Consider the following 24,208-nt stretch of genomic DNA (forward strand, 5'->3'; position numbering starts at 1 on the left):
GCGCCCGTACGGCACGTCCGTCCCCTGCGAGGATGGACCATCCCGTGGTCTACGTCACGTCGAGCCGACCACCGGCCGGTGTGCCGGCTCAGCCCAGCCGGGTCCGAAGCTCCGCCAGCTGCTCGGCGACGCGCACCGGTGCCGTACCCCCGCGGGCGTCCCGCGACGCGATCGATCCCTCGACGCTGAGCACGTCGCGGACCTCCGGCCTGAGATGCGGCGAGACGGCCGCGAGCTCGTCGTCGCCGAGATCCCACAGCTCCTTGCCCTGAGACTCCGCGACGCGGACGCACGCTCCCGAGATCTCGTGCGCCTCGCGGAAGGGCACGCCCTCGCGCACGAGCCACTCGGCGATGTCGGTCGCGAGGGCGAAGCCCTGCGGCGCCAGCGACTCGAGCCGCTCGGTGTGGAAGGTCAGGGTGGCGATCATCCCGGTGAACGCCGGGAGCAGGACCTCCAGCGTGTCGACGGTGTCGAAGACCGGCTCCTTGTCCTCCTGGAGGTCGCGGTTGTAGGCGAGCGGGAGCGCCTTCAACGTCGCCATCAGGCCGGTGAGGTTGCCGATGACCCGTCCGGCCTTGCCGCGGGCCAGCTCCGCGATGTCGGGATTCTTCTTCTGCGGCATGATGCTGGAGCCGGTCGAGAAGCCGTCGTCGAGCGTGACGAAGCCGAACTCTTTGGTGTTCCAGAGGATGATCTCCTCGGCGAGGCGCGAGACGTCCACGCTGATCATCGCCGCGACGAACGCGAACTCGGCGACGTAGTCGCGCGCCGCGGTCCCGTCGATCGAGTTCGGGGCCGACCCGGTGAACCCCAGGTCGGAGGCCACCTGCTCGGGATCCAGCCCGAGCGACGACCCGGCGAGGGCGCCCGACCCGTACGGCGACCCGGAGGCCACGCGCGCATCCCAGTCGGCGAGCCGGTCGAGGTCGCGGACCAGCGGCCACGCGTGGGCCAGCAGGTGGTGGCTCAGCAGCACCGGCTGCGCGTGCTGGAGGTGGGTGCGTCCCGGCATCGCGACGCCGAGATGCCGCTCGGCCTGGTCCGCGAGCGCGGCGACCAGCGCTCGCACCAGCCGGCCGATCTCGGCGGCGTGGTCCCGCAGGTAGAGCAGGCCGAGTGTCGCGATCTGGTCGTTGCGCGAACGGCCGGCGCGCAGCCGCCCTCCGAGCTCCGGGCCGAGTCGGTCGACGAGCCCCCGCTCGAGGGCGGTGTGCACGTCCTCGTCACCGGGCGCGGGAACGAACGAGCCCGAGGCGACGTCGGCCTCCAGCGCGTCGATGCCGGCCAGCAACGCCGTGAGGTCGTCCTCGCTCAGCAGCCCCGCGCGCCGAAGCACCCGGGCATGGGCGCGCGAGCCCGCGAGGTCGTACGGCGCGAGGCGCCAGTCGAAGTGCGTCGAGCGCGACAGCGCCTCGAGCTCGGGCGAGGGGCCCGACGAGAACCTGCTGCCCCACAGCACGCTCCGCTTCGCCGCCTCCCCGCCCGCTGCGTCGACCGGCTCGTCTCCCGCGACCTGCTCACCGGTCACGGTCACTCCCCCGCCAACGCCCGGTCGCGCTTGCTGGCCAGCGTGCTCGACATGCCGAAGATCTCGATGAAGCCCTTGGCCATGCTCTGGTCGAACGTGTCGCCCTCGTCGTACGTCGCGAGGTTGAAGTCGTACAGGCTGGTGGCGGAGCGGCGACCGGTCACGGTGGCCTTGCCGGCGTGCAGCGTCATCCGGACCTCACCGGTCACCGCCTCCTGCGAGGACGCGATGAAGGCGTCCAACGAGTCCTTGAGCGGCGAGAACCACAGCCCGTCGTAGGCCAGCTCTCCCCAACGCTGGTCGACACCGCGCTTGAAGCGGGCGAGCTCGCGCTCGACGGTCACGTTCTCGAGCTCCATGTGGGCCGCGATCAGGGCCGCCGCGCCGGGCGCCTCGTAGATCTCACGGCTCTTGATGCCCACGAGCCGGTCCTCGACCATGTCGATCCGGCCGACGCCCTGCGCGCCGGCACGGATGTTGAGCTGCTGGATCGCCTGGAGCATCGTCACCGGCTTGCCGTCGAGCGTGACCGGTGCTCCGGCCTCGAAGCCGATGACGACCTCGTCGGCGTCCCGCGGCTGCGCCGGGTCGGAGGTGTAGGAGTAGAGGTCCTCGATCGGACCGTTCCAGATGTCCTCGAGGAAGCCCGTCTCGACGGCGCGACCCCAGACGTTCTGGTCGATCGAGTACGGCGACTTCTTGGTGACGTCGATCGGGAGGTTGTGCTCGTCGGCGTAGGCGATGGCCTTCTCCCGCGTCCACGCGTAGTCGCGGACCGGGGCGATGACCTGGAGGTGCGGGGCGAGCGCCTTGGCGCCGACCTCGAAGCGCACCTGGTCGTTGCCCTTGCCGGTGCAGCCGTGCGAGATCGTCGTCGCACCGTGGTAGGTCGCCGCCTCCACGAGGTGCTTGACGATGAGCGGGCGCGAGAGCGCCGAGACCAGCGGGTAGCGGTCCTGGTAGAGCGCGTTGGCCCGGACCGCCGGAAGGCAGTAGTCCTCGGCGAACTCGTCCTTCGCATCGATCACGATCGACTCGACGGCGCCGCACGCCAGGGCGCGCTCGCGGACCACGTCCATGTCCTCGCCGCCCTGACCGACGTCGACGGCGACCGCGATCACCTCCGCGTCGGCCTCCTGGCCGAGCCAGCCGATCGCGACCGAGGTGTCGAGTCCGCCCGAGTAGGCGAGTACGAGCCGTTCGCTCATGATGTCTCCTTGTTCTTCGCCGAGACACCGGTCTCGGCCGAGGTGAGTGTGTCGGGGCTTGCCAGGGCGCGGAACTCCTCCGCGACCTCCGGTCCCCCGGTCGGGTTCTTGCAGATCACCAGCACGCTGTCGTCCCCCGCGATCGTGCCGAGCAGGGCGCCCAGCGCCGCGTGGTCGATGGCCGAGGCCAAGAACTGCGCCGCGCCGGGCGGTGTTCGGAGGACGACCAGGTTGGCCGAGCCCTCCGCCGACACCAGCAGCTCGTTGCACAACCGGGCCAGCCGCGCGTTCGCCGAGACCGGCTCGACGGCCGGGCGGGGCGTACGGTCTCCGCCCTCTCCCGGGACGGCGTAGACGAGGCCGCCGCCCGGGTGCCGCACTCGCACGGCGTCCAGCTCGACGAGGTCGCGCGAGAGCGTCGACGGGTTGACCAGCACGCCGTCCTCGGCGAGGAGGTCGGCCAGGTCGGTCTGGGACCGGACGACGCGCGTCCGCAGGAGCTCGACGACTCTCTGCTGCCGCGCCGCCTTCGTGGCCGGGATCGTCGTCACGAGGCACCGCCCGTACGAGCCAGCAGCCACACGAGGAGGGCCTTTTGCGCGTGGAGACGGTTCTCGGCCTCGTCCCAGACGACGCTCTGCGGTCCGTCGATGACGTCGGCGGCGATCTCGAGCCCTCGGTAGGCCGGCAGGCAGTGCAGGACGATCGCGTCGTCGGCGGCGCGCGCGAGCAGGTCCGCAGTGATGCCGTACCGGCTGAAGGTCGCAACCCGCTGCGCCTTCTCGTCCTCCTGGCCCATCGACACCCAGGTGTCGGTCGCCAGGACGTCGGCGCCCGACGCCGCCTCGACCGGGTCGGTGAGGACGGCGACGGAACCACCCGTGGAGGCGGCGATCCGGGCGGCGTCGTCGAGGACGTCGCCTCGGGGCGCATAGTCGTCCGGAGCACCGATCCGTACGTGCATCCCGGCGGTGGCACCGGCGAGGAGGTAGGAGTGCGCCATGTTGTTGGCGCCGTCACCGAGGTAGGTGAGGGTGAGCCCCGCCAGCGTGCCCTTGTGCTCGCGGACCGTCAGGAGGTCGGCGAGGAGCTGGCACGGGTGGAAGTCGTCGCTGAGCGCGTTCACCACCGGCACGCCGCTGACGGCAGCCATCTCGTCCAAGCCGGACTGGGCGAAGGTGCGCCACACGATCGCCGACACCATCCGCTCGAGCACCTTCGTGGTGTCCGCGACGCTCTCGCCCCGTCCCATCTGGCTGCTGCTCGCGTCGATGACCAGGGGACTGCCCCCGAGCGCCGCGACGCCCACGGCGAACGAGACGCGCGTCCGGGTGGAGGCCTTGTCGAAGATCACCGCGACCGTCTGCGGCCCGTCGAGCGGCCGCTGGGAGTACGGCGCCGCCTTGAGGGCGTCGGCCAGGTCCAGGACCTCGGTCTGCTCGGCAGGTGTCAGGTCGTCGTCCCGCAGGAAGTGCCTCATCCGTTCTCCCCCTCGCTGGCGTGCGTGTCGAGCACGCGCATGATCACCGCGACGGCCTCGTCGGCCTGCTCCGCGGTCAGGATCAACGGCGGCACGAGCCGCAGCCGTCGAGGAGTGGCGGCGTTGATCACGACGCCGCGCTCGAGAACTGCGGCCTGCACCTGCGGCGCCACCGGAGCGTGCAGCCCGATGCCGACGAGAAGGCCGGCGCCCGAGACATCGGTGACCATCGGGTGATCGGCCAGCGCGGCGCGCAGCCTCTCCCCTGTCGCGGTCGCCTGCGCCAGGAGCCCTTCACCCTCGATCGTGTCCAGCACGGCGTGGGCAGCCGCTGCGGCGACCGGGTTGCCGCCGAACGTCGTACCGTGGTTGCCGGGCTGGAGCAGCTCACCAGCCTCACCGACGGCGATGCAGGCGCCGATGGGGATCCCGCCGCCGAGGCCCTTCGCGAGCGTCACGACGTCGGGCACGATGCCTTCGGTGCTGTGCGCGAACCACGCGCCCGTGCGACCGATGCCGGTCTGCACCTCGTCGAGCCACAGCAGGGCTCCGTGGCTGCTCGTGATCTCGCGCGCGGCGGCCAGGTAGCCGGCACCGGGCACCACCGCTCCGGCCTCGCCCTGGATGGGCTCCAGCACGACCGCGGCCACGGTGTCGTCCACCGCTGCCCGCAGCGCCTCCACGTCACCGTAGGGAACGAACGTGACCTCGCCCGGGAGCGGCTCGAACGGCGCCCGGTAGGCCTCCTTGCTGGTGAGCGCGAGCGCACCCATGGTGCGTCCGTGGAAGCCGCCGGCGGCCGCCACGAGGCGGGTGCGACCGGTCCGCCGTGTCAGCTTGAACGCGGCCTCGTTGGCCTCGGTGCCCGAGTTGGTGAAGAACACCTTGCCGTCGGTCCCGAGCAGTGCCAGGAGCCGCTCGGCCAGGCTCACCTGGGGCTCGCTGGCAAAGAAGTTGGAGATGTGACCGAGGGTGCCGATCTGCGCGGTCACCGCCTTGACCACCGCAGGGTGGGCGTGCCCCAGCACGTTGACGGCAATGCCTGCGAGCAGGTCGAGGTAGCGGTTGCCGTCGGCGTCCCAGACGTACGCGCCCTCGCCACGCACGAGAACGCGCTGCGGAGGACCGAAGGTGTTCATGACTGCGCCGGAGTAGCGCTCGAGCCACTCCTGCTGGTTGGTGCGCTCGGCACTCATGCCTGCCTCCTCAACGCGGTCCGTACCTTGGTCTCCGCCTCGGGGAGGACCTGCGTCCCGACACCCTCGTCGGTGAAGATCTCCAGCAGCACGGCATGCGGCTCCCGGCCGTCGACGACCGTTGCTCGTGGCACTCCCCCTCGTACGGCCTGGGCGCACGCGCCCATCTTGGGGACCATGCCGGAGGCGAGGCTCGGCATCAGGTCCTCCAGTGCGTCCACGCCGATCTCACCGATCACGTCGTCGCTGTCGGGCCAGTCGCGGTAGAGGCCTTCGACGTCGGTCAGGACGAGCAGCTTCTCGGCACCGAGCGCGACCGCGAGCGCGGCGGCGGCGGTGTCGGCGTTGACGTTGTGGACCTGGCCCGACGCGTCTGGGGCCACCGACGAGACCACCGGGACGCGTCCGGCCTCGATCAGGTCGAGAACCGCCTCCGGACGCACCTCGCTCACGGTGCCTACGAGTCCGAGGTCGACCTCCTCGCCGTCGACGACGGCGCCGGTCGCGACCGCGGTGAAGAGTCCGGCGTCCTCGCCCGACAATCCGACGGCGACAGGTCCATGGGCGTTGAGGAGCCCGACGAGCTCACGGCCGACCTGGCCGACGAGCACCATGCGGACCACCTCCATCGCCTCGGGCGTGGTCACCCGCAGCCCGCCCCGGAACTCCGAGCGGATGTCGAGCCGGTCGAGCATCGTCGAGATCTGCGGCCCACCGCCGTGGACCACCACCGGCCGGAAGCCGGCGTAGCGCAGGAACATCACGTCCTCGGCGAACGCCCGCTTGAGCTCGTCGTCGACCATGGCGTTGCCGCCGTACTTCACGACGATGATCTTGCCGTGGTACTTCATCAGCCACGGCAGCGCATCGGCCAGGATCGCGGCCTTCTCGGTCTTCCGCTTCCAGTGGGCCGGGACGTTGGTCGTCAGGTCGGTGCCGCTCATGAGGAGTACGCCGAGTTCTCGTGGACGTAGGAGTGCGTGAGGTCGTTGGTCCAGATCGTCCCCGCGGCGGACCCGGCCTTCAGGTCGATCGTGACCGTGACCGCCCTCGGCTCCAGGTCGACCTTCTCCCGCGGGTCTCCTGGGCCACTGTTCCGGCAGACCCAGACCCCGTTGATCGCAACGTCGAGGTCGGCGGGATCGAACGCCGCTGCGGTGGTGCCGACCGAGGCGAGGATGCGCCCCCAGTTGGGGTCCCGGCCGAAGATCGCGGCCTTGAACAAGGCACTGCGCGAGACGGCCCTGCCCACCTCCAGCGCGTCGGCCTCCGAGGCCGCGTTGACCACGTCGATCGCGATGTCGTGGTCGGCGCCCTCGGCGTCGGAGAGCAGCTGGAGCGCGAGGTCGCGGCACAGCGTCTCCAGCTGGCCCTGGACCTCGGCGAGGTCCGGCTCTACGCCGGACGCGCCGTTGGCCATCAGGAGGACGGTGTCGTTGGTGGACTGGCAGCCGTCGGAGTCGAGCCGGTCGAAGCTGCGTGCGGTGGCGTGCCGGAGGACGGTGTCGCACTCCTCGGCGCTCAGGACGGCGTCGGTGGTGATCACGACGAGCATCGTCGCCAGAGACGGGGCGAGCATGCCTGCGCCCTTGGCCATCGCTCCGAAGGTGTATCCCGCACCCTCGAGCACGACCTGCTTCGGGCGGGTGTCGGTCGTCATGATCGCCCGCGCCGCGTCGGGCCCGGCCTCGGCGTCGAGGGACGCGACGGCCGTCCGGACCCCGGCGAGCAGGTCGTCGCGGTCGTTGAGCAGACCGATCAGGCCGGTCGAGGCCACCTGGACCTCGATCGGCGCGATCCCGAGCAGCCCGGCGGCCGTCTCGGCGGTCAGGTGGGTCGTCGCGAACCCTTCCGTCCCGGTGTAGCAGTTGGCTCCCCCGGAGTTGATGACGACCGCACGGGCGCTCCCGGCCTTGATCGCCTGCTCGCTCCAGAGGACGGGGTTGGCCTTGCAGCGGTTGGCCGTGAAGACGGCGGCGGCACCGGCGCGAGGGCCGTCGTTGACCACGACGGCGACGTCGGGCTCACCGGTCGACTTGAGACCGGCGACGACGCCGGCGGCACGGAAGCCTTGAGGTGCGGTCACGCTCACGGCGCCACCCCGACGACCGGCAGACCGAGCGTCTCGGGAAGCCCGAGCGCGAGGTTCATGGACTGGATCGCCGTGCCGGCCGTCCCCTTGGTCAGGTTGTCGATCGCCCCGACCGCGACGACCCTCCCGACCCTGGTGTCGACCGCGACCTGGACGTGGACGCTGTTGGATCCGAGCACGGCCTTGGTGGCCGGCCACTGTCCCTCGGGGAGCAGGTGGACGAAGGGCTCGTCGGCGTAGGCCTTCTCGTACGCCACCCGGACCGCGTCGGCGTCGACTCCGGCTGCGAGCGGAGCGCTCGCCGTGGCGAGGATCCCCCGCGACATCGGGGCGAGGACGGGAGTGAAGGAGACGCGTGCGTCGGCGGCACCGGCGCGCCGCAGGTTCTGCTCGATCTCCGGCGTGTGCCGGTGAACTCCCCCGACGCCGTAGACCGAGGCCTGCCCCATCACCTCCGATCCCAGGAGGTGCGGCTTGAGCGACCTGCCCGCGCCCGAGGTACCCGTGGCCGCGACAACGACCACCTCGGGCTCGACGAGGCTCTCGGCGACCGCCGGCAGGATGCTGAGCGTGGTGACGGCCGGGAAGCAGCCCGGCGCGGCGATCCGACGTGCGCCCGCCAGCCGGTCGCGCTGACCGGGAAGCTCGGGCAGGCCGTACGGCCACGTGCCGGCGTGCTCGCCGCCGTAGAACGCGGTCCACTCGTCGGGGTCGGCCAGCCGGAAGTCGGCGCCGCAGTCGACCACGAGGACGTCGTCGCCCAGCTCCCCCGCGAGCGCGGCGGACGCGCCGTGCGGGAGGCCGAGGAACACGACGTCGTGACCGGCGAGGGTCTCAGGCGTGGTGTCAACGAGCGTGCGTCCGGCGAGCGGGGTCAGGTGCGGGTGGTGGGCACCGAGCGCGGTCCCGGCGCTCGATCCGGCGGTGAGGGCCCCGATCTCGACCTCGGGATGGGCGAGGAGCAGCCGGAGGACCTCGCCACCGGCGTACCCGCTCGCTCCTGCGACGGCGATCGTGAGGGAAGCCATGTGCATAGTCTTGCAGTCGACTGCAAGGTCCTGCAAGGCGGGGTGGGGGTGGTGCCAGTCGTCCGGCCCCACCCCTCTCCCGTCAGGTGCGCTGAACCGCTCCGGTGACCTCGCCGGCGCGGGCAACGGCCGCGTCTCGTACGGTCGCCGTCTCGGCCTCGGTCAGCGTGCGCTCGGGCGCCCGCATCCGCAGCGCGAAGGCCAGGGACTTGTGCCCCGCGGGCACCTGCTCGCCGGTGTAGACGTCGAAGAGTCGCACCGACTCCACCAGGTCGCCGCCACCCTCGAGGAGGGCGTCGGCCACGTCCTGGCTGGGGACGGACTCCGCGACGACGAGGGCCACGTCCTCCTTGGCGACGGGATACGTCGAGAAGGAGGGCCGCGGGCCGAGCTCCGGCGCCGCACCCAGGATCGCGTCGAGATCGACCTCGGCCGCGACGGTGCGGGCCGGGACGCCGTAGGCGCGACAGACACGGGGGTGCAGCTCCCCGGCGAACCCGACCGGCGCACCGTCGACGCGCAGGACAGCCGTACGGCCGGGGTGCCATGGCGCAGGCACCTCACCGCCTCCGACCGCCAGGTCGACGTGCACCGCGGACGCCACGCGGCGGACGGCCTCGACGGCGTCGGCCCACTGCACGCGACGGCCGTCCCCCCACCAGCCGGCCCGCTCGCGACGACCGGTCGCCGCCAGCACCAGGTGCAGAGGCTGGTCGGGCAGAGCCTCGTCGAAGGCGGCGTACTCCTCCGCGCTCGGCGCCCGGTCGACGCCGTAGACCGGGGCCTCCGGTGCGGACTCCTTGGGAAGGAAGACGCGGCCGGTCTCGAAGATCGCCACGTCGTCGTGCCCGCGCCCGACGTTGAGGGCGAGGGCCTTCATGGCGCCCGTCATCAGGGTGGTCGTCAGGCCGGGCTCCTCCGCGGAGAGCGGGTTCTCGAGGAGGACCTGGTCGCGCCGAGGATCGTCCTCGGGGATGCCGAGCTGGTCGAAGTCGGCGGGCCCCGCGAACGGGAACGTCTTGACCTCGACGTAACCGGCTCCGGCGAGCACCAGCCCAGCACGCCGTCGCAGACGCTGCTGGGTGCTCAGCCCGCGGCCGGCCGGGGCGTGCGGCAGCACGGACGGGACCTTGTCGTAGCCCACGTAGCGCAGCACCTCCTCCACGACGTCGTACGGGTCGGTGAGGTCCAGGCGCCACGAGGGTGGCACGACGTGGAGGGTGCCCGCCTCGTGCTCGACCGTGCACGCGTTGGCCTCCAGGGCACGCACCGCCGTCTCGGCATCGACGTCGACACCGGAGATCCGGGCCGGAAGATCGTCGGCGAGCGAGATCTGGGGCGCTGCAGGCGGCGTCCCGACCGATGTGAGGCCGTCGGAGATCCGACCTCCGCCGTGCTCCACGAGCAGCTCGGCCACCCGCTGGGCGGCGTACGGCGGCAGTGCCGGGTCGACCCCGCGCTCGAACCGACGGGACGCCTCGCTGCCGAGGCGCTGCAGCCGGGCCGTGCGCGCGATCGTCGGGGGGTCGAAGTGCGCCGCCTCGATGACGATGTCCGTCGTGCCGGCAGCGAGCTCTGTCGTCTGACCACCCATCACCCCGGCCAGACCGATCGGGCCGGAGTCGTCGGTGATCAACAGGTCGTCCGGCGTCACGTCGCGCACCACGTCGTCGAGGGTCGTGACCTTCTCCCCCGGACGTCCGCGGCGCACGGTGATCGGACCCGTCAACGCGCTGCGGTCGTAGCCGTGGATCGGCTGACCCAGCTCGAGCATGACGTAGTTGGTGACGTCGACCGCCAGCGAGATGGGACGCATGCCCATCAGCTCCAGCCGGCGTGCCATCCAGCGAGGGGTGGGCCGCGTCGGGTCGAAACCCGTGACCGTCCGGGTGACGAAGACCGGACAGGCGAGCGGGTCCTCGACGACGACCGGGTACGCGTCGGACCCGTCGCTCGGGACCTCGATCGCCGCCGGGTCGCGGAAGCCGACCTCGTAGCCCATCGCGGCGTCACGGGCGACGCCACGCAACGACAGCGCGTACGCACGGTCGGGGTTGACCTCCAGGTCGAGCACGTCCTCGCGGAGGCCGAGCAGCGCGATCGCGTCGTCACCGACCTCGGCGGAACCCTCGGGCAGCACGATGATCCCGTCGGGGTCACCCGCCGTCCCCAGCTCGGCACCCGAGCAGATCATGCCGTCCGAGACGTGGCCGTACGTCTTGCGCGAGCTGATCGCGAACGGTCCGGGCAGCACCGACCCCGGGAGGGCGACGACGACCAGGTCACCGGGACCGAAGTTGTGGGCGCCGCAGACGATGCCACGGGGCGCGCCGTCGGCGGCGTTGTGGTCCGGGCCGACGTCGACCGAGCACCAGTTGATCGTCTTGCCGTTCTTCTGCGGCTCGGGCTCGGCCGACAGCACCCGACCGACGACGATCGGACCCGAGATGTCGGCGCCGACGGCGTCGATCTCCTCGAGCTTGAGGTCGAGCATGGTGAGCCGGTCGGCCAGTGCGGCAGTGCTCAGGTCGGTCGGCAGGTCGGCGTACTCCCTCAGCCACGAGACTGGGACGCGCATCAGATCTCCACTCCGAACGGTTCGGTGAACCGGACGTCTCCGTCGAACAGGTCGCGCAGGTCGGCGATGTCGTACCGGCCGGTGATCGTCCGGTCGAGCCCGATCCCGAAGGCGAAGCCGGTGTAGCGCTCGGGGTCCACGCCGTTGGCGATCAGCACCCGCGGGTTCACGACGCCGCAGCCGCCCCACTCGACCCAGCCCTCGCCCTTGCACGTCCGGCAGTCGGCGACCGTGGCGGGATCGTTGTGGCAGACGTAGCAGAGCAGGTCCATCTCGGCGCTCGGCTCGGTGAACGGGAAGTAGGAAGGACGGAACCGCGTCGTCATGCCCTCGCCGTAGATCGCCTGCGCGAAGTGGTCGAGGGTGCCCTTGAGGTGGGCCATCGACAGACCCTCGTCGATCGCGAGGCCCTCGACCTGGTGGAACACCGGCGAGTGCGTGGCGTCGAGCTCGTCGGTGCGGAAGACCCGCCCCGGCACCACGACGTAGATCGGCGGCTTCCGGGTGAGCATGGTCCGCGCCTGCACGGGCGAGGTGTGCGTGCGCAGCACCATCGCGGCCTTGTGCGGGGCGACCCAGAACGTGTCCTGCATCGTACGAGCGGGGTGGTCCGGTCCCAGGTTGAGCGCGTCGAAGTTGAGCCACTCGGCCTCGACCTCGGGCCCCTCGGCGACCTCCCAGCCCATCGCCACGAAGATGTCGGCGACGCGCTCCTGGATGGTCGTCAACGGGTGACGCGCACCGACGGGCTCTCGGTCGGTCGGCAGCGTGACGTCGACCGTCTCCTCGGCGAGCATGCGCGCCTCGGCCTCGACCTCGAGCACGGCCGTACGCTCGGCGATCGCCTCCGCGAGGGCCTTGCGGGCCTGGCCGACACGCATGCCGGCGTCCTTGCGGGCCTGCGGCGGGAGCGCGCCGATCTCGCGGTTGGCGAGTGCCAGCGGCGAACGGTCTCCGGCGTGGTCGAGGCGCACCTGCTTGAGCGCCTCGAGCGAGTCTGCGGCCGCGACCGCAGCGAGAGCCGCGTCACGCATCGCCGCGACCTCCTCAGGCTGCAGCGGCGAGACCTCGACCGGGTCGTAGTCGCTGTTGGGTCCGGACATGGTCACCTTTCTTCGGCACGGGACGTCGGCCCCGGCGCTGCTCGCGCGGCACCGAACACGTCCTCGGCTCCTGCGTCGTCCCGTCTGGTCAAGTCTAGGGAGGTTGTCGAACCCGTTATCCCCGCGGGCCGTCGCGGAGCACCTCGGGCACGTTCTCGGGGAACCAGACCCCCACGCACGCGCCTCCCTTGTCACCGTCGCAGACCTCGATCTCGCCCCCGTGGGCGTCGACCACGCCCTTGACGATGTAGAGGCCGAGGCCCGTGCCGCCCCGGTCGCCCGAGCGCCAGAAGCGGGTGAACATCCGCGCGCGGATCTCCTCGGGGATCCCGGGTCCGAAGTCGAAGATCTCGAACGCCACTCCGTCGGGGAAGCGCGACGGGCGCCTCACGACGATCTCTCGGACACCCATCCCGTGCCGCTGGGCGTTCTCCACCAGGTTGGTCACGACCTGCGCGAACCGGTCGGGGTCGACCCACACCTTGGGCAGGTCCTCGTCGGCGGTCACCTCGAGCGTGAGGCCGCTCCCGGCCGCGACGTTCTCCAGGATCCGTCGTGTCTCCTCGGCCAGGTCGACCGGCTGCGGGCGCAGCGTGAGCCGCCCGGAGTCGATCCGTGCGGCGTCGAGAAGGTCGGTGATCAGACGCGAGAGGCGGTCGGCGTCGGAGTCGACGGTCTCGAGCATCAGCTGACGCTGCTCGTCTGAGAAGCGGTCCCAGTTGTTGAGGAGCGTGGCCGTGAACCCCTTGACGCCGGTCAACGGCGAGCGCAGCTCGTGGGCCACCGTCGCGACGAGGTCGGATCGTGCGCGGTCACGGTGGGCTCGTGCCTTCGCGGTGCGCAGGCACACGACGACCTCGCGGACGGGCTGGCGCGGGGCGTCGCGGTGGAGCGTCGCGGTCACGAGGATCTCGACCCCGGACTGGGTGTGCCAGCTGGACTCCGAGAGCCGGGTGCGCGTCGACAGCCCGGTGTAGGGGCGCATGCAGTCGAACCAGCAGTTGCCGGCCAGGTCGTCGAGCGGGAGGGCGTCGGAGAGGTGGAGCCCGATCAGCTCCTCGGCGCTGCGCTGGAGCATCCGGGACGCGGCCGCGTTGACACGGAACACCGTGCCGTCGGCGTCGGCGAGCACGACCCCGTCGGGAAGCAGGTCGACGTCGATCATGGCCGCCGTCCCTCGGCCGGGGTCGTACGACCGGCGCGGGCGGAGGCGTACAGGCAGACCGCGGCGGCGGTGGCCAGGTTGAGGCTCTCGGCGCGGCCGAAGATCGGCACCGCGACGACCGTGTCGGCGAGCGCGCGGGTGGCGGCGGGCAGCCCCCAAGCCTCGTTGCCGAACAGCCACGCCGTCGGGCCGTCGAGCAGGCCGCTCTGCTCGGCGGCGAAGAGATCGACGTCGGCGACCCCGTCTGCGGCGAGGACTCGGAGTCCGACGGCCTGCAGCGCCGACACGGCCGCGGCCGTGTCGCGCTCCACCACCACGTCGAGGTGGAAGAGGCTGCCGACGCTGGCGCGGACCGCCTTGGGGTTGTAGGGGTCGACCGAGTCGCCCAGCAGGATCACCGCGTCGGCACCAGCGGCGTCCGCGCACCGTACGACCGCGCCGGCGTTGCCGGGGTCGCGAACCTCCGCGCAGACCGCGACCAGGCGCGGGGAACGCTCGAGCACCGAGGAGAGCGGGACGTCGAGGTAGTCACAGACCGCGACCACGCCCTGCGGCGACACCGTCTCGCTGATCGCCGCGACCACCTGGTCGTCGACGACCTGCCAGCGGGATCCCGCAGCTGCGACCAGCTCGGGGTAGCGGGCGGTGACGTCCGGGGTCGCGTAGACCTCGCGGACCTGGCCGGCCTCTCGCGTCGCGGCGTCGAGCGCCTCGCGGACGGCCTGCGGCCCCTCGGCGAGGAAGGCCCGCTCCTTCTCCCGGAAACGCCGCGTGGCGAGCCTGCGGGCAGCCTTCACCCTCCCCGTACGGGGGGTGAGGACGTGCTCGGGACTCGCCACGTTGCGTACGCAGAAGCCTGAATCAGGCCGCGGCGTCCTTCGGCTTGTTGACGTCGTCGGGGAGGCTGGCCTTCGCCGACTCGACCAGAGCCGCGAAGGCGCCCGGATCGCTGATCGCCAGGTCGGCGAGGATCTTGCGGTCGACCTCGATGCCGGCCAGGCGAAGACCCTGGATGAAGCGGTTGTAGGTCAGGCCGTGCTGACGGACACCGGCGTTGATGCGGGTGATCCAGAGGCGACGGAAGTCGCCCTTCTTGGCGCGGCGGTCACGGTAGCTGTAGACCAGCGAGTGGGTGACCTGCTCCTTGGCCTTGCGGTACAGGCGCGAACGCTGTCCGCGGTAGCCGGATGCGCGCTCGAGCGTCTCGCGGCGCTTCTTGGCTGCGTTGACGGAACGCTTGACGCGTGCCATGGGTTACTCCTCGTTCGGTGTGACTCGGGTGCGGCGTGCGAGGTCTCGGCTCAGAGGCCGAGCATCTTCTTCACGCGGGGGACGTCAGCCTTCGCGATCGGCTGGTCGCCGCTCTCGAGGCGGGTGCGCGCCGTGTTGGACTTCTGCATCAGGTGGGTACGACGACGGCCGTGCTTGTGCACGAGCTTGCCGGTGCCCGTCACCTTGACGCGCTTCTTCATGCCCGAGTTGCGCTTCATCTTCGGCATCTCATGCCTCCATGTCGGGGTCGATGTTCTCCGAGCGCTTGCGCGGCTTCTTGGCCGACACAGGCTGCTCGCTCGCGTCACGCTGCGCCTTGTCGAACTCTCGGTCGGCGTCGCGCTCGGCTGCCCGCTCGGCTGCGAGACGATCCTTCGCCTCCTTGGCCTCCACACGGGCTTCGGACTTCTTCTTGTGCGGTGCCACGACCATCGTCATGTTGCGGCCGTCCTGACGAGGGGACGCCTCGACGAAGCCGAGCTCCTCGATGTCGCCGGCGAGGCGCTGGAGGAGACGGAAGCCGAGCTCGGGCCGGCTCTGCTCGCGACCGCGGAACATGATCGTGATCTTGACCTTGTCGCCCTGCTTGAGGAACCGCTCGACGTGACCCTTCTTGGTGTCGTAGTCGTGCTGGTCGATCTTGGGGCGCAGCTTCATCTCTTTGATGATGGTGTGCGTCTGGTTGCGCCGGGACTCGCGTGCCTTCTGGGCGGTCTCGTACTTGAACTTGCCGTAGTCCATCAGGCGGCAGACCGGCGGGCGGGCCGTCGGAGCGACCTCGACCAGGTCGAGGTCGGACTCCTGAGCCAGCCGCAGGGCATCGTCGAGTCGGACGATGCCGACCTGTTCGCCGTTGGGTCCGACGAGACGCACCTCGTTGGCGCGAATGCGGTCGTTGACGCGCAGTTCTGTGGTGATGGGTCCTCCTGGGTTCGTACCGGTCGGTTCGTCGTGCGACGACCACCGTGAACGAAAAAATGGCCTTCGCTTGCGAAGCGAAGGCCAGGGTCCCCACGCATGAGATGCGCGCTGTCTCCTCGACGGTCCGGAGGACGTCTCGGTGACGAAGAACCCGACGATCCGAAGATCGCCCAGGTGGGAGTGGTCTCCACTTCGACGGCCCACAGTAGCAGACGGTCCGAACCGACCGAAATCCGACGGGGATCGTGCCGAGCACCACCGTCCAGGGTCAGAGCCTGCGACAGATTTGTTAGGCTTCCGCGCGTCCCCGGCCCTCCCCGGGACATGACCGAGGAGCAGTCGTGAGGATCCCCCTGCGTGTCGTGGCCGTCTGCGGCGCAGCCGCCCTGCTCTCCGCCTGCGGGAGCGAGCCGATCGACGCCGACCGCCTCGAGCAGCGCATCAGGACAGGGTACGAGCGCCAGGTCGAAGGGACCACGGTGAAGTCCGTCACGTGCCCCAGCTCGCTCAAGCGGGAGCCCGGCGTCACGGCCACCTGCCGCCTCACGCTCTCGACGGGTGTGTCCGGGACGGTCGACATCCGTGTGCGTGACGACAAGAAGATCGAGTGGAAGGTCGCCGGCGCCGCGGGCTGAGGCCAGGGACCCGGTCGGGCTAGGAGTGCCGGGTCCAGCCCCACGAGCCGCCGACCAGGACCAGCTCGTCGCCGGCGGCGAGGTGCTCGAGGTCGTCGGTCTCCACCACCACCGGCACGGTGCCGGCGAGGTCGAGAAGCAGCGCCGTGGCGCCCTCTGCGAGCGCGGCGCGTGCCGCCTCGCGGGCCCACACCGGCACCGGACGCGCCTCGGGGCGCCAGCGCCGGAGGGTCTCGAGCGCGCTGAACGCGAGGAGACCCTTGCGGCCGTCCGCCCCCGTGAGCATGACCGTCGCCATGTCGGCTTCCTTGTCGCCGTCGGTGGCCGTCTCACCCCGTACGGCGACGACCGGGACCAGCACCCGGGCGCGGGCGAGGGCGACCAGGACAGGCCCGAGGTCACCGTCGGCGTCATACGTCGTCAACGCCGCAGCGAGGCCCGGATCGACCGAGCCGTCGTCGCCCGGGAACGCGGGTTCAGCCAGAGATGCCACACCCACCACGCTAACCGGTGGGCACGACCGCGCCTGCTCCGAGGTCGGTGCGGCAGACTGGGGGCATGACCGCCGATGCCGTCACCCTGCTCCCCTGGGCAGCCCTGCTGTCCGCGATCGCCGTCTTCTTCGCGTGGCGGGCGTGGAAGGCAGGCGACCGTGCCGCCGTGGTCCGGCGCGTCGGATGGGCGCTGGTGCCATGGGCGCTCTGGCTCGTAGGGGCGCTGAAGCTCGTCGTACGCATCGGGTCCGCCGTCGCCGACTGGGCGGCCGGGTTCGTCTTCCGGCCCTCCGTCTGGCTCGGCATCGCCCTCGCGATCGTCGCGGTGCTGTTGATCGTCGCGGGGTCGCGGGGCCGCGGCAAGAGTCGTGCCGTCGAGGGCGGTGCGCCCACGAGGGACGCCCCGGCGGTGGAGGCCGCGCCGAGCGCGCGCCGGAAGAAGGGCAGCCCGAAGAAGGGCGGCGCCACGGCGCAGGACGACGACCTCGCCGAGATCGAGGACATCCTGCGACGTCACGGCATCGAGTAGCCGTCGCAGGTCGCCCTCACCGGTGCGTTCGCGTGAGCGTCGGCGGCTCAGCGCCCGGCGTCGAGGATCCGCTCGCGCAGGTACCAGACCGCGTCCCGTGCCCGCGGGCCGTCCGACGCCGGGATGCCCATCATCATGATGCGCCGGTCGTCCCGGGTCGCCAGCACGGGCCACGGGGCACCGGACGAGTAGGCGACATCGACGATCTCCGACCACCGGAGGTCGTGGTTCCGATAGCCGTTGCGGACGTGCAGCCCGTCGTTGTCGGCGATCACGCGACTGCGCCCGATCCCCCACATCGCGGCGTCGAACGCCAGAAGGAACAGGGCTAGCGTCGCCGTCTGCGGCCAGGTGAACTGCGCGCGGACCTCGGCGGGCAGGGTCAGCGCGATCGCGAAGAACAGCACCCACAGGCACACGATGGCCACGATCCCGACGACGCGGGGTCCGACAGGTCGGAACACCCGTCGACCGTCAGCCGCCGCGCCGGGCGTCTCGCCGCTCACAGCCGGCACGCCAGGATGTCGGTGACGAGCGTGCCGCGTGCGCCGAGGGTCCACAGCTCGTCCATGACCTTCTGGGCAGCGTCGCGACGCACCATCGAACGGACCGCGACCCACCCTTCGCGATGAAGCGGCGACACCGTCGGCGACTCGATCCCGGGGGTGAGCGCCACGGCGGCCTCGACCTGCTCGACCCGGATGTCGTAGTCCATCATCACGTACGACCGGGCGACCAGGACGCCCTGGAGACGACGCTCGAACACCGCGAAGCCGTCCGGCTCCGGGCGGTCCTTCGGACGGATGACGACGGCCTCGGAGGTGAGGATCGGCTCACCGACCACCTCGAGGCCCGCCTGTCGCAGGGTCGAACCGGTCTCGACCACGTCGGCGATCACGTCGGCCACGCCGAGGCGTACCGACGACTCGACCGCACCGTCGAGGCGGATGACCTTGGCGTCGAGTCCTCGCTCCTCCAGCCAGGCGCGCACGATGCCCGGGTACGAGGTGGCGATGGTGCGACCGCCGATCGCATCGAGGCTCGGCAGCTGACCCAGCGGTGCTGCGAAGTGGAAGCTGGATCCGCCGAAGCCCAACGACACCACCTCGTCGGCTGCCGCCCCGGAGTCGAGGAGCAGGTCGCGGCCCGTGACTCCGACGTCGAGCGTGCCCTCGCCGACGTAGATCGCGATGTCACGCGGACGGAGGTAGAAGAACTCCACGTCGTTGTCGACGTCGAGGGTGACGAGGTCCCTGGTGCTGCGGCGCTGGCGGTATCCCGCCTCGACGAGCATCTGGGCGGCGGACTCGGACAGCGAGCCCTTGTTGGGTACGGCGACTCTCAACATGGCGGTCTTCCCGATCGGTTCTGGTGCTCGCCGGACCCGGAGGCACGGCGGTCGTCTGCAGGCGAAGGCACGGGCAAGGGTGACGTGGCAGCTTGCCCGTCACAGATGCGCGTAGACGTCGTCCAGCGTCAGTCCCTTGGCGAGCATCATCACCTGCACGTGGTAGAGCAGCTGGCTGATCTCCTCGGCCGTCCGCTCACGGGTCTCGTGCTCAGCCGCCATCCACGACTCGGCGGCTTCTTCGACCAGCTTCTTGCCGATCGTGTGCACGCCGCCGTCGAGCTCGACGACGGTGCGCGAGCCCTCGGGGCGGTTCACCGCCTTGTCGCTCAGCTCGGCGAAGAGTGCGTCGAAGGTCTTCATCGAGGCCTAGCGTACCGAGGCGAGGACGCGCGCCGTCGCGACGGCTGCCTGCGCCGCCTCCCGACCCTTGTCCTCCCTGCTGTGGGGCAGGCCGGCACGGTCCAGCGCCTGCGCCTCGTCGTCGCAGGTCAGCAAGCCGAACCCGACCGGGACCCCGGTCTCGAGGGCGACACGGGACAGGCCGTCCGTCGCGGCCTGGCAGACGTAGTCGAAGTGCGGCGTGCCACCTCGGATCACGACGCCGAGCGCGACGACCGCGTCGTACCCGCTGCGGGCGTAGGCCTGGACGACGGGTGGGAGCTCGAACGAGCCGGGAACCCGTACGAGGACAGGCTCGGCGCAGCCCATCGCCGAGAGCGCGTCCTTCGCGCCGGCGATCAGTCCGTCCATCACGACGGTGTGCCACGACGACGCGACGATCGCGATCTTCAGGCCGTGTCCGTCGGCGCTGCTCAGGTCGGGCGACCCCTGTCCGCTCATCGTGCGTTCTCCTCCATGTCGGCAGCCTTCTCCTCGATCTCGACCAGGTCCGGAAGGTGGTGTCCCATCCGCTCGGCCTTGGTCTGCAGATAGCGCAGGTTGTCCTCGGTCGGGTTGATCGCCAGCGGGACACGCTCGGTGACGGCGACCCCGAAGCGCTCCAGCGCCGCGACCTTGTCCGGGTTGTTGGTGAGCAGCCGCACCGAGGACACGCCCAGGTCGCGCAGGATCTGCGCTCCGTCGGCGTAGTGCCGGGCGTCGATGGGCAGCCCGAGCGCCAGGTTGGCGTCGACGGTGTCCTGACCGTCGTCCTGGAGCGCGTACGCCCGCAGCTTGGCGAGCAGTCCGATCCCCCGTCCCTCGTGCCCCCGCAGATAGACGATGACGCCGGCACCGTGCTCGGTCACTGCGGCCATCGACGCCTGCAGCTGCGGGCCGCAGTCGCAGCGCTGGGACCCCAGCACGTCCCCGGTCAGGCACTCGGAGTGGACCCGGACCAGCACGTCGGTCCCGTCTCCCAGGTCGCCGTGGACCAGCGCGACCTGCTCGTTGCCGTCGACGACGTTGCGGTAGCCGTACGCGGTGAACGTGCCGAACTCGGTGGGCAGACGCGTCTCGACCTCCCGCGCCATCTGCGACTCGTGCCGCCGGCGGTAGGTGATGAGGTCCTCGATCGAGATCATCGCCAGGTCGTGCTCGTCGGCGAACTCCCGCAGGCGCGGCGCCCGCATCAGGCTGCCGTCGTCGTTGATGAGCTCGCCGATGACACCGGCAGGTGTCAGGCCCGCGAGGCGGGTGAGGTCGACCGCCGCCTCCGTGTGCCCGGCTCGCGCCAGGACGCCGCCGGGCTTGGCGCGCAGCGGAAGGATGTGGCCGGGCTGCACGAGCTCACGCGGCTCGGTCGCGGAGTCGGCGAGGACTCTGACGGTGCGTGCCCGGTCGGCGGCAGAGATGCCGGTGGTCACGCCGTCGCGGGCGTCGACGGAGATCGTGTACGCCGTCTTGAGCCGGTCGCGGTTGTGCGGCGTCATCAGCGCGATCCCGAGCCGGTCGAGGATCTCGCCGGTCACCGGCGCGCACACGTACCCGCTGGAGTAGCGGACCATGAGCCCCATCAGCGCCGGGGTCGCCTTGCTGGCCGCGAAGATCAGGTCGCCCTCGTTCTCGCGTCCCGGGTCGTCCACGACCACGACCGCCTTGCCGGCCGCGATGTCGGCGACCGCCCGCTCGACCGTGTCCAGGCGTACGGCGTCCAGCGCCTCGTACGGGTCGGGATCCTGCTTCGCCGCAGTCCTCATGCCACCGCCTCCGCTCGCGGGTCGTCGATCCTCGGTGCCTCGTCGCGTGCCGCCCGCCGCCACACCACGAAGCCCCAGACGACGAAGCCCGCGTAGACCGCGTAGAGCACCGCCGACGGGTAGTACTGGAAATAGATGAGCTCGGGGACGCCGACCAGGTCGACGGCGATCCACACGAGCCAGAAGTCCACCCACCCTCGGGCCATCGCGAAGGTGGCGAGGATGGAGCCGACGAAGATCCACGCGTCGGCGACGTAGTACCAGCCCGGAGCCGGCCAGCCGGCGCCGATCTGGGTGAACAGCCACGCGCAGAAGACGACGGCGATCGCGCCGGCGAGCAGGTACGCCGTCCGCTCGCGGCGGGTCGCCCAGCGCGGGACCACGGCCGGCGCATCGGGCTCGGTCCGGCTGCTCCGCCAGCGGTACCAGCCGTAGACCGAGACGGCGACGAAGAACACCTGGCGCGCGGCCTGCCCGAAGAGCGGCGCACCGTAGCCGCCGAGCGCGGTCCCGAGGAACACGGTGAACAGCAGCACGTTGCCGACGATCCCGACCGGCCACGCCCAGACCTTGCGGCGCATGCCCCCGATCGCGGACGCCAGCCCGAACCCGTTGCCCGCGATCTCGCGCCACGCGATCGGGTGCCCGCCGATCGTCAGGTGGGCGTCGTAGAGGTCGATGAGGACGCTCATGAGCGCGGTTCCCCCTCGGTCGCGCGGCCAGAGGCGAGCAGACGCTCGACGTACTTCGCGAGCACGTCGACCTCGAGGTTCACCGGGTCGCCCGGCTGCTTCGTGCCGAGCGTCGTCGCCGCCAGCGTGGTCGGGATCAGCGAGATCGTGAAGGTCTCGTCGTCGACGTCGACGACCGTGAGCGACGTGCCGTCGATGGTGACGGAGCCCTTAGGAACGAGGTAGCGACCGAGCTCGCGGGGATAGGCGACCGCGACGACCTCCCAGTGCTCGCTCGCCGTCCGCGACGCGATGGTCCCGGTACCGTCGACGTGTCCCTGGACCACGTGACCGCCGAAGCGTCCGTCGGCTCGCATCGCACGCTCGAGGTTCACCGGGTCGCCGACCGCCAGCGCACCGAGCGAGGTCTTGTCGAGCGACTCCTTCATCACGTCCACGGTGAAGGTGTCGGCATCCTGGTCGGTCACGGTCAGGCAGCAGCCGTTGACGGCGATCGAGTCGCCGTGGCCGGCGTCGGAGACCACCAGCGGACCGCGGAGGGTGAGCCGGATCGCGTCGTCCTGCTCCTCGATGCCGGCGACGCTGCCGAGCTCCTCGACGATTCCTGTGAACATCAGGCGCCTTCTTTCCGGGTGGATCCGGCCCGCTGAGGGCGGGCGGTCAGCCTCAGGTCGGGGCCGATTCGGGTGATGTCGGTGACGTCGAGCCGTACGGTGTCCGCGATCGTGTCGATGCCGGTCCCCCGCAGGGCGTTCGGGCCGGCGCCGAGGAGGGCGGGTGCGAGGTAGGCCACCACCTCGTCGACGAGTCCAGCAGCGATGAACGCACCGGCGAGCACCGGGCCGCCCTCGAGCCACACGTGGCGGATCTCCCGCTCGGCGAGCGCAGCCATGGCGTCGTCGACGTCGCGGGTCCGCAGGTGCAGGAACGGTGCCTCGTCGTCGCGGACTCGCGCGTCGGCCGGGACGGAGCGCTCACCGATCACGACCCGCGCCGGCTGCTCGTCGTACGGCAGGGGCGCGTCCTCGTCGTCGCGGAGGGTGAGTCGCGGGTCGTCGGTGATCACGGTCCCCGTGCCGACGACGATCGCGTCGCACACGCTGCGCAGGCGCTGCACGTCCAGACGCGCGGCCGACCCGGTGATCCACCGGCTGGTGCCGTCGGCGGCAGCGCTGCGCCCGTCGAGGGTCGCGGCGAACTTCCAGGTCACGAACGGCCGGCCGGTGCGTACGGCGTGGGCCCACGCTGTGTTCAGCGCCTCAGCCTCGTGGGCCAGCACTCCGCCCTCGACGTCGACGCCCGCCGTACGGAGCCGATCGGCACCGCCGGCACCGATCGGATTCGGGTCGTCCATCCCGTAGACCACCCTGACGACCCCTGCGGCGATCAGCGCCTCCGAGCACGGACCCGTGCGGCCGGTGTGATTGCACGGCTCCTGCGTGACGACGACCGTCGCCCCGCGAGCCGCCTCACCGGCGTGCGTCAGCGCATCGACCTCGGCGTGCGGCGTCCCCGCACCTCGGTGGGCGCCCACGGCGATGACGGCTCCGGACGGGTCCAGGATCACGCAGCCCACGCGCGGGTTGGGCAGCGCCGTGCGCACCGCGTCTCGGGCGGCGGCGAGCGCGCGCCGCATCGCCGTTTGCTCGTGATCGTCTGCCACCGGTCCGCCCTCTCGTCTACTGACGCGGGCTCCGGGGTCGTCGAACGGACGCCTCTGCGTGCGGACCCACGGGTCCCACGTCAGAGGTGTCTGCGTGATCCTCCCATCCGGACTTTCACCGTCGGTCCTGGAGTTCCACCAGGTCAACCAGTCGCCCGGAGGCTTCTGGGTCGCGGACTGTCACCGCCGGCTCGGAATTACACCGACCCCGGAGCACGCAATGCTCTGGAGCCAGTGTACGAGAGGCCCCGCGACACCCGCACCATCCCGCCGGTCGGTGAGACGTACGCCACTCGCGCCCAGGGGTGAGCCGGGGCTCCTCAGGCGTGACGGTGGTTCGCGGCCGCGGCCTGCTCCCGCAGCTGGTCGACCATCGCCGCCGGGTCGTCCGCGCCGAAGACCGCGGAGCCGGCGACGAACGTGTCCGCACCGGCCTCGGCGCACCGCTCGATCGTCGTCGCGGAGACTCCGCCGTCGACCTGGAGCCAGATGTCGCCGCCGTGCTTGTCCAGCAGCGCCCGGGTGCGCCGGATCTTCGGGAGCATGATGTCGAGGAACGCCTGCCCACCGAATCCCGGCTCGACGGTCATCAGCAGCACCATGTCGAGCTCGGGGAGAAGATCCTCGTACGGCTCGATGGGTGTGGCGGGCTTGAGCGCCATCGACGCCCGTGCGCCACGCGCGCGCAGCTCGCGGGCGAGGCGTACGGGCGCGGCCGCCGCCTCGACGTGGAACGTCACGCTGCCCGCCCCGGCCTCGGCGTACGCAGGCGCCCAGCGGTCGGGGTCCTCGATCATCAGGTGCACGTCGATCGGGGTCTCGGTGACCTTGCCGATCGCCTCGACCACGGGCAGGCCGAGCGTGAGGTTGGGGACGAAGTGGTTGTCCATGACGTCCACGTGCAGCCAGTCGGCGTTCGCGATCCGCGTCACCTCGCTCTCGAGGTTGGCGAAGTCGGCGGAGAGGATGCTCGGCGAGATGCGCAGGCCCATGGCGTCAGGCTAGCCGGACCCGCCGATGTGCCCGACACGTGAGTCCCCGTCCCCTGCCGCTCGCGGGTCACCGTCGCGCACTCGCGGGTCACCGCCGCGCGCTCGCGGGTCACCGCCGCGTGCTCGCGGGTCACTCTCTG

Annotated in this window: 27 protein-coding genes and 1 riboswitch; of the genes, 2 read left to right on the top strand and 25 right to left on the bottom strand. The window is 71.2% G+C overall.

The features are described from left to right. Nucleotides 1-88 precede the first annotated feature (88 nt). The 15 genes from argH to infC all read right to left on the bottom strand — a co-directional run bounded on the left by argH (nucleotide 89) and on the right by infC (nucleotide 15,571). Nucleotides 89-1,462, bottom strand: coding sequence for an argininosuccinate lyase (gene argH, locus PV363_RS01335; RefSeq protein ID WP_220365999.1), 1,374 nt, complete (start codon nucleotides 1,460-1,462; stop codon nucleotides 89-91). 71 nt (nucleotides 1,463-1,533) lie between these two features. After that, entirely contained in the window at nucleotides 1,534-2,742 is a 1,209-nt protein-coding gene (locus PV363_RS01340) for an argininosuccinate synthase (protein WP_366525436.1), read from the bottom strand. Continuing rightward, nucleotides 2,736-3,290, bottom strand: coding sequence for an arginine repressor (locus tag PV363_RS01345; RefSeq protein WP_220347183.1), 555 nt, complete (start codon nucleotides 3,288-3,290; stop codon nucleotides 2,736-2,738). Before PV363_RS01345 ends, PV363_RS01340 begins: the two co-directional genes overlap by 7 nt. Continuing rightward, entirely contained in the window at nucleotides 3,287-4,219 is a 933-nt protein-coding gene (gene argF / locus PV363_RS01350; RefSeq protein ID WP_301021529.1) for an ornithine carbamoyltransferase, read from the bottom strand. Before argF ends, PV363_RS01345 begins: the two co-directional genes overlap by 4 nt. Beyond that, nucleotides 4,216-5,415 carry an acetylornithine transaminase gene (locus tag PV363_RS01355; RefSeq protein ID WP_301021530.1) on the bottom strand — a complete coding sequence of 400 codons (1,200 nt, stop codon included), beginning with the start codon at nucleotides 5,413-5,415 and terminating at the stop codon, nucleotides 4,216-4,218. The genes argF and PV363_RS01355 overlap by 4 nt, the downstream gene beginning before the upstream one ends. Further along, nucleotides 5,412-6,359, bottom strand: a complete 948-nt coding sequence (gene argB, locus PV363_RS01360) for an acetylglutamate kinase (protein WP_220344678.1) — start codon at nucleotides 6,357-6,359, stop codon at nucleotides 5,412-5,414. The genes PV363_RS01355 and argB overlap by 4 nt, the downstream gene beginning before the upstream one ends. After that, entirely contained in the window at nucleotides 6,356-7,507 is a 1,152-nt protein-coding gene (argJ, locus tag PV363_RS01365) for a bifunctional glutamate N-acetyltransferase/amino-acid acetyltransferase ArgJ (RefSeq protein WP_301021531.1), read from the bottom strand. The genes argB and argJ overlap by 4 nt, the downstream gene beginning before the upstream one ends. Further along, nucleotides 7,504-8,541, bottom strand: a complete 1,038-nt coding sequence (gene argC, locus PV363_RS01370; protein WP_220365645.1) for an N-acetyl-gamma-glutamyl-phosphate reductase — start codon at nucleotides 8,539-8,541, stop codon at nucleotides 7,504-7,506. The genes argJ and argC overlap by 4 nt, the downstream gene beginning before the upstream one ends. A 76-nt stretch (nucleotides 8,542-8,617) precedes the next feature. Then, nucleotides 8,618-11,113 (bottom strand): phenylalanine--tRNA ligase subunit beta, encoded by a 2,496-nt coding sequence (gene pheT, locus PV363_RS01375; protein WP_220347178.1) that lies wholly within the window; start codon nucleotides 11,111-11,113, stop codon nucleotides 8,618-8,620. Further along, complete coding sequence (pheS, locus tag PV363_RS01380; RefSeq protein ID WP_220344674.1) at nucleotides 11,113-12,216, bottom strand: phenylalanine--tRNA ligase subunit alpha; 1,104 nt, start codon at nucleotides 12,214-12,216, stop codon at nucleotides 11,113-11,115. Before pheS ends, pheT begins: the two co-directional genes overlap by 1 nt. 115 nt (nucleotides 12,217-12,331) lie before the next feature. Then, the gene (locus PV363_RS01385) at nucleotides 12,332-13,381 is read right to left on the bottom strand and encodes an ATP-binding protein (protein WP_220344673.1); all 1,050 of its coding nucleotides are present in this window, start codon (nucleotides 13,379-13,381) and stop codon (nucleotides 12,332-12,334) included. Then, nucleotides 13,378-14,220 (bottom strand): RNA methyltransferase, encoded by an 843-nt coding sequence (locus PV363_RS01390; protein WP_220365646.1) that lies wholly within the window; start codon nucleotides 14,218-14,220, stop codon nucleotides 13,378-13,380. The genes PV363_RS01385 and PV363_RS01390 overlap by 4 nt, the downstream gene beginning before the upstream one ends. A 22-nt stretch (nucleotides 14,221-14,242) precedes the next feature. Beyond that, nucleotides 14,243-14,632 carry a 50S ribosomal protein L20 gene (gene rplT / locus PV363_RS01395; protein WP_220344671.1) on the bottom strand — a complete coding sequence of 130 codons (390 nt, stop codon included), beginning with the start codon at nucleotides 14,630-14,632 and terminating at the stop codon, nucleotides 14,243-14,245. A gap of 50 nt (nucleotides 14,633-14,682) precedes the next feature. After that, nucleotides 14,683-14,880: a 50S ribosomal protein L35 gene (locus tag PV363_RS01400; protein ID WP_220344670.1), complete on the bottom strand. Its 198-nt coding sequence runs from the start codon at nucleotides 14,878-14,880 to the stop codon at nucleotides 14,683-14,685. A gap of 1 nt (nucleotide 14,881) precedes the next feature. After that, nucleotides 14,882-15,571: a translation initiation factor IF-3 gene (gene infC, locus PV363_RS01405; RefSeq protein ID WP_220344759.1), complete on the bottom strand. Its 690-nt coding sequence runs from the start codon at nucleotides 15,569-15,571 to the stop codon at nucleotides 14,882-14,884. Between the two features lie 344 nt (nucleotides 15,572-15,915). On the opposite strand from infC, the gene PV363_RS01410 reads away from it, so the two are divergent. Then, entirely contained in the window at nucleotides 15,916-16,209 is a 294-nt protein-coding gene (locus PV363_RS01410) for a DUF4333 domain-containing protein (RefSeq protein ID WP_220347176.1), read from the top strand. Between the two features lie 19 nt (nucleotides 16,210-16,228). On the opposite strand, the gene PV363_RS01415 is transcribed toward PV363_RS01410, so the two are convergent. Then, entirely contained in the window at nucleotides 16,229-16,702 is a 474-nt protein-coding gene (locus PV363_RS01415) for an SseB family protein (protein WP_301021532.1), read from the bottom strand. A 65-nt stretch (nucleotides 16,703-16,767) separates the two neighbouring features. Between PV363_RS01415 and PV363_RS01420 the strand changes: the two genes are divergently transcribed. Further along, complete coding sequence (locus PV363_RS01420) at nucleotides 16,768-17,232, top strand: hypothetical protein (RefSeq protein WP_301021533.1); 465 nt, start codon at nucleotides 16,768-16,770, stop codon at nucleotides 17,230-17,232. 47 nt (nucleotides 17,233-17,279) lie between these two features. On the opposite strand, the gene PV363_RS01425 is transcribed toward PV363_RS01420, so the two are convergent. The 9 genes from PV363_RS01425 to rpe form a co-directional block, all read right to left on the bottom strand. Then, complete coding sequence (locus PV363_RS01425) at nucleotides 17,280-17,696, bottom strand: PH domain-containing protein (RefSeq protein ID WP_220344666.1); 417 nt, start codon at nucleotides 17,694-17,696, stop codon at nucleotides 17,280-17,282. Between the two features lie 38 nt (nucleotides 17,697-17,734). After that, nucleotides 17,735-18,580 carry an ATP phosphoribosyltransferase gene (gene hisG, locus PV363_RS01430; protein ID WP_220344665.1) on the bottom strand — a complete coding sequence of 282 codons (846 nt, stop codon included), beginning with the start codon at nucleotides 18,578-18,580 and terminating at the stop codon, nucleotides 17,735-17,737. A gap of 99 nt (nucleotides 18,581-18,679) precedes the next feature. After that, nucleotides 18,680-18,943 carry a phosphoribosyl-ATP diphosphatase gene (locus tag PV363_RS01435; protein WP_220344664.1) on the bottom strand — a complete coding sequence of 88 codons (264 nt, stop codon included), beginning with the start codon at nucleotides 18,941-18,943 and terminating at the stop codon, nucleotides 18,680-18,682. 6 nt (nucleotides 18,944-18,949) lie between these two features. Continuing rightward, nucleotides 18,950-19,423: a 6,7-dimethyl-8-ribityllumazine synthase gene (ribH, locus tag PV363_RS01440; RefSeq protein WP_220344663.1), complete on the bottom strand. Its 474-nt coding sequence runs from the start codon at nucleotides 19,421-19,423 to the stop codon at nucleotides 18,950-18,952. Next, nucleotides 19,420-20,721: a bifunctional 3,4-dihydroxy-2-butanone-4-phosphate synthase/GTP cyclohydrolase II gene (locus PV363_RS01445; protein ID WP_220347172.1), complete on the bottom strand. Its 1,302-nt coding sequence runs from the start codon at nucleotides 20,719-20,721 to the stop codon at nucleotides 19,420-19,422. The genes ribH and PV363_RS01445 overlap by 4 nt, the downstream gene beginning before the upstream one ends. Beyond that, nucleotides 20,718-21,413: a nicotinamide riboside transporter PnuC gene (pnuC, locus tag PV363_RS01450; RefSeq protein ID WP_220344661.1), complete on the bottom strand. Its 696-nt coding sequence runs from the start codon at nucleotides 21,411-21,413 to the stop codon at nucleotides 20,718-20,720. The genes PV363_RS01445 and pnuC overlap by 4 nt, the downstream gene beginning before the upstream one ends. Beyond that, the gene (locus PV363_RS01455) at nucleotides 21,410-22,027 is read right to left on the bottom strand and encodes a riboflavin synthase (protein ID WP_301021534.1); all 618 of its coding nucleotides are present in this window, start codon (nucleotides 22,025-22,027) and stop codon (nucleotides 21,410-21,412) included. Before PV363_RS01455 ends, pnuC begins: the two co-directional genes overlap by 4 nt. Then, a complete protein-coding gene (ribD, locus tag PV363_RS01460; RefSeq protein WP_301021535.1) occupies nucleotides 22,027-23,076 on the bottom strand; it encodes a bifunctional diaminohydroxyphosphoribosylaminopyrimidine deaminase/5-amino-6-(5-phosphoribosylamino)uracil reductase RibD in 1,050 nt (349 codons plus the stop codon). The genes PV363_RS01455 and ribD overlap by 1 nt, the downstream gene beginning before the upstream one ends. A 90-nt stretch (nucleotides 23,077-23,166) precedes the next feature. Then, nucleotides 23,167-23,297, bottom strand: a riboswitch (FMN riboswitch). 99 nt (nucleotides 23,298-23,396) lie between these two features. Continuing rightward, complete coding sequence (gene rpe / locus PV363_RS01465) at nucleotides 23,397-24,068, bottom strand: ribulose-phosphate 3-epimerase (protein ID WP_220344659.1); 672 nt, start codon at nucleotides 24,066-24,068, stop codon at nucleotides 23,397-23,399. Nucleotides 24,069-24,208: the final 140 nt, after the last annotated feature.

Origin of the sequence: Mumia sp. (genome assembly GCF_028803055.1) — a bacterium.
Classification (GTDB): domain Bacteria; phylum Actinomycetota; class Actinomycetes; order Propionibacteriales; family Nocardioidaceae; genus Mumia.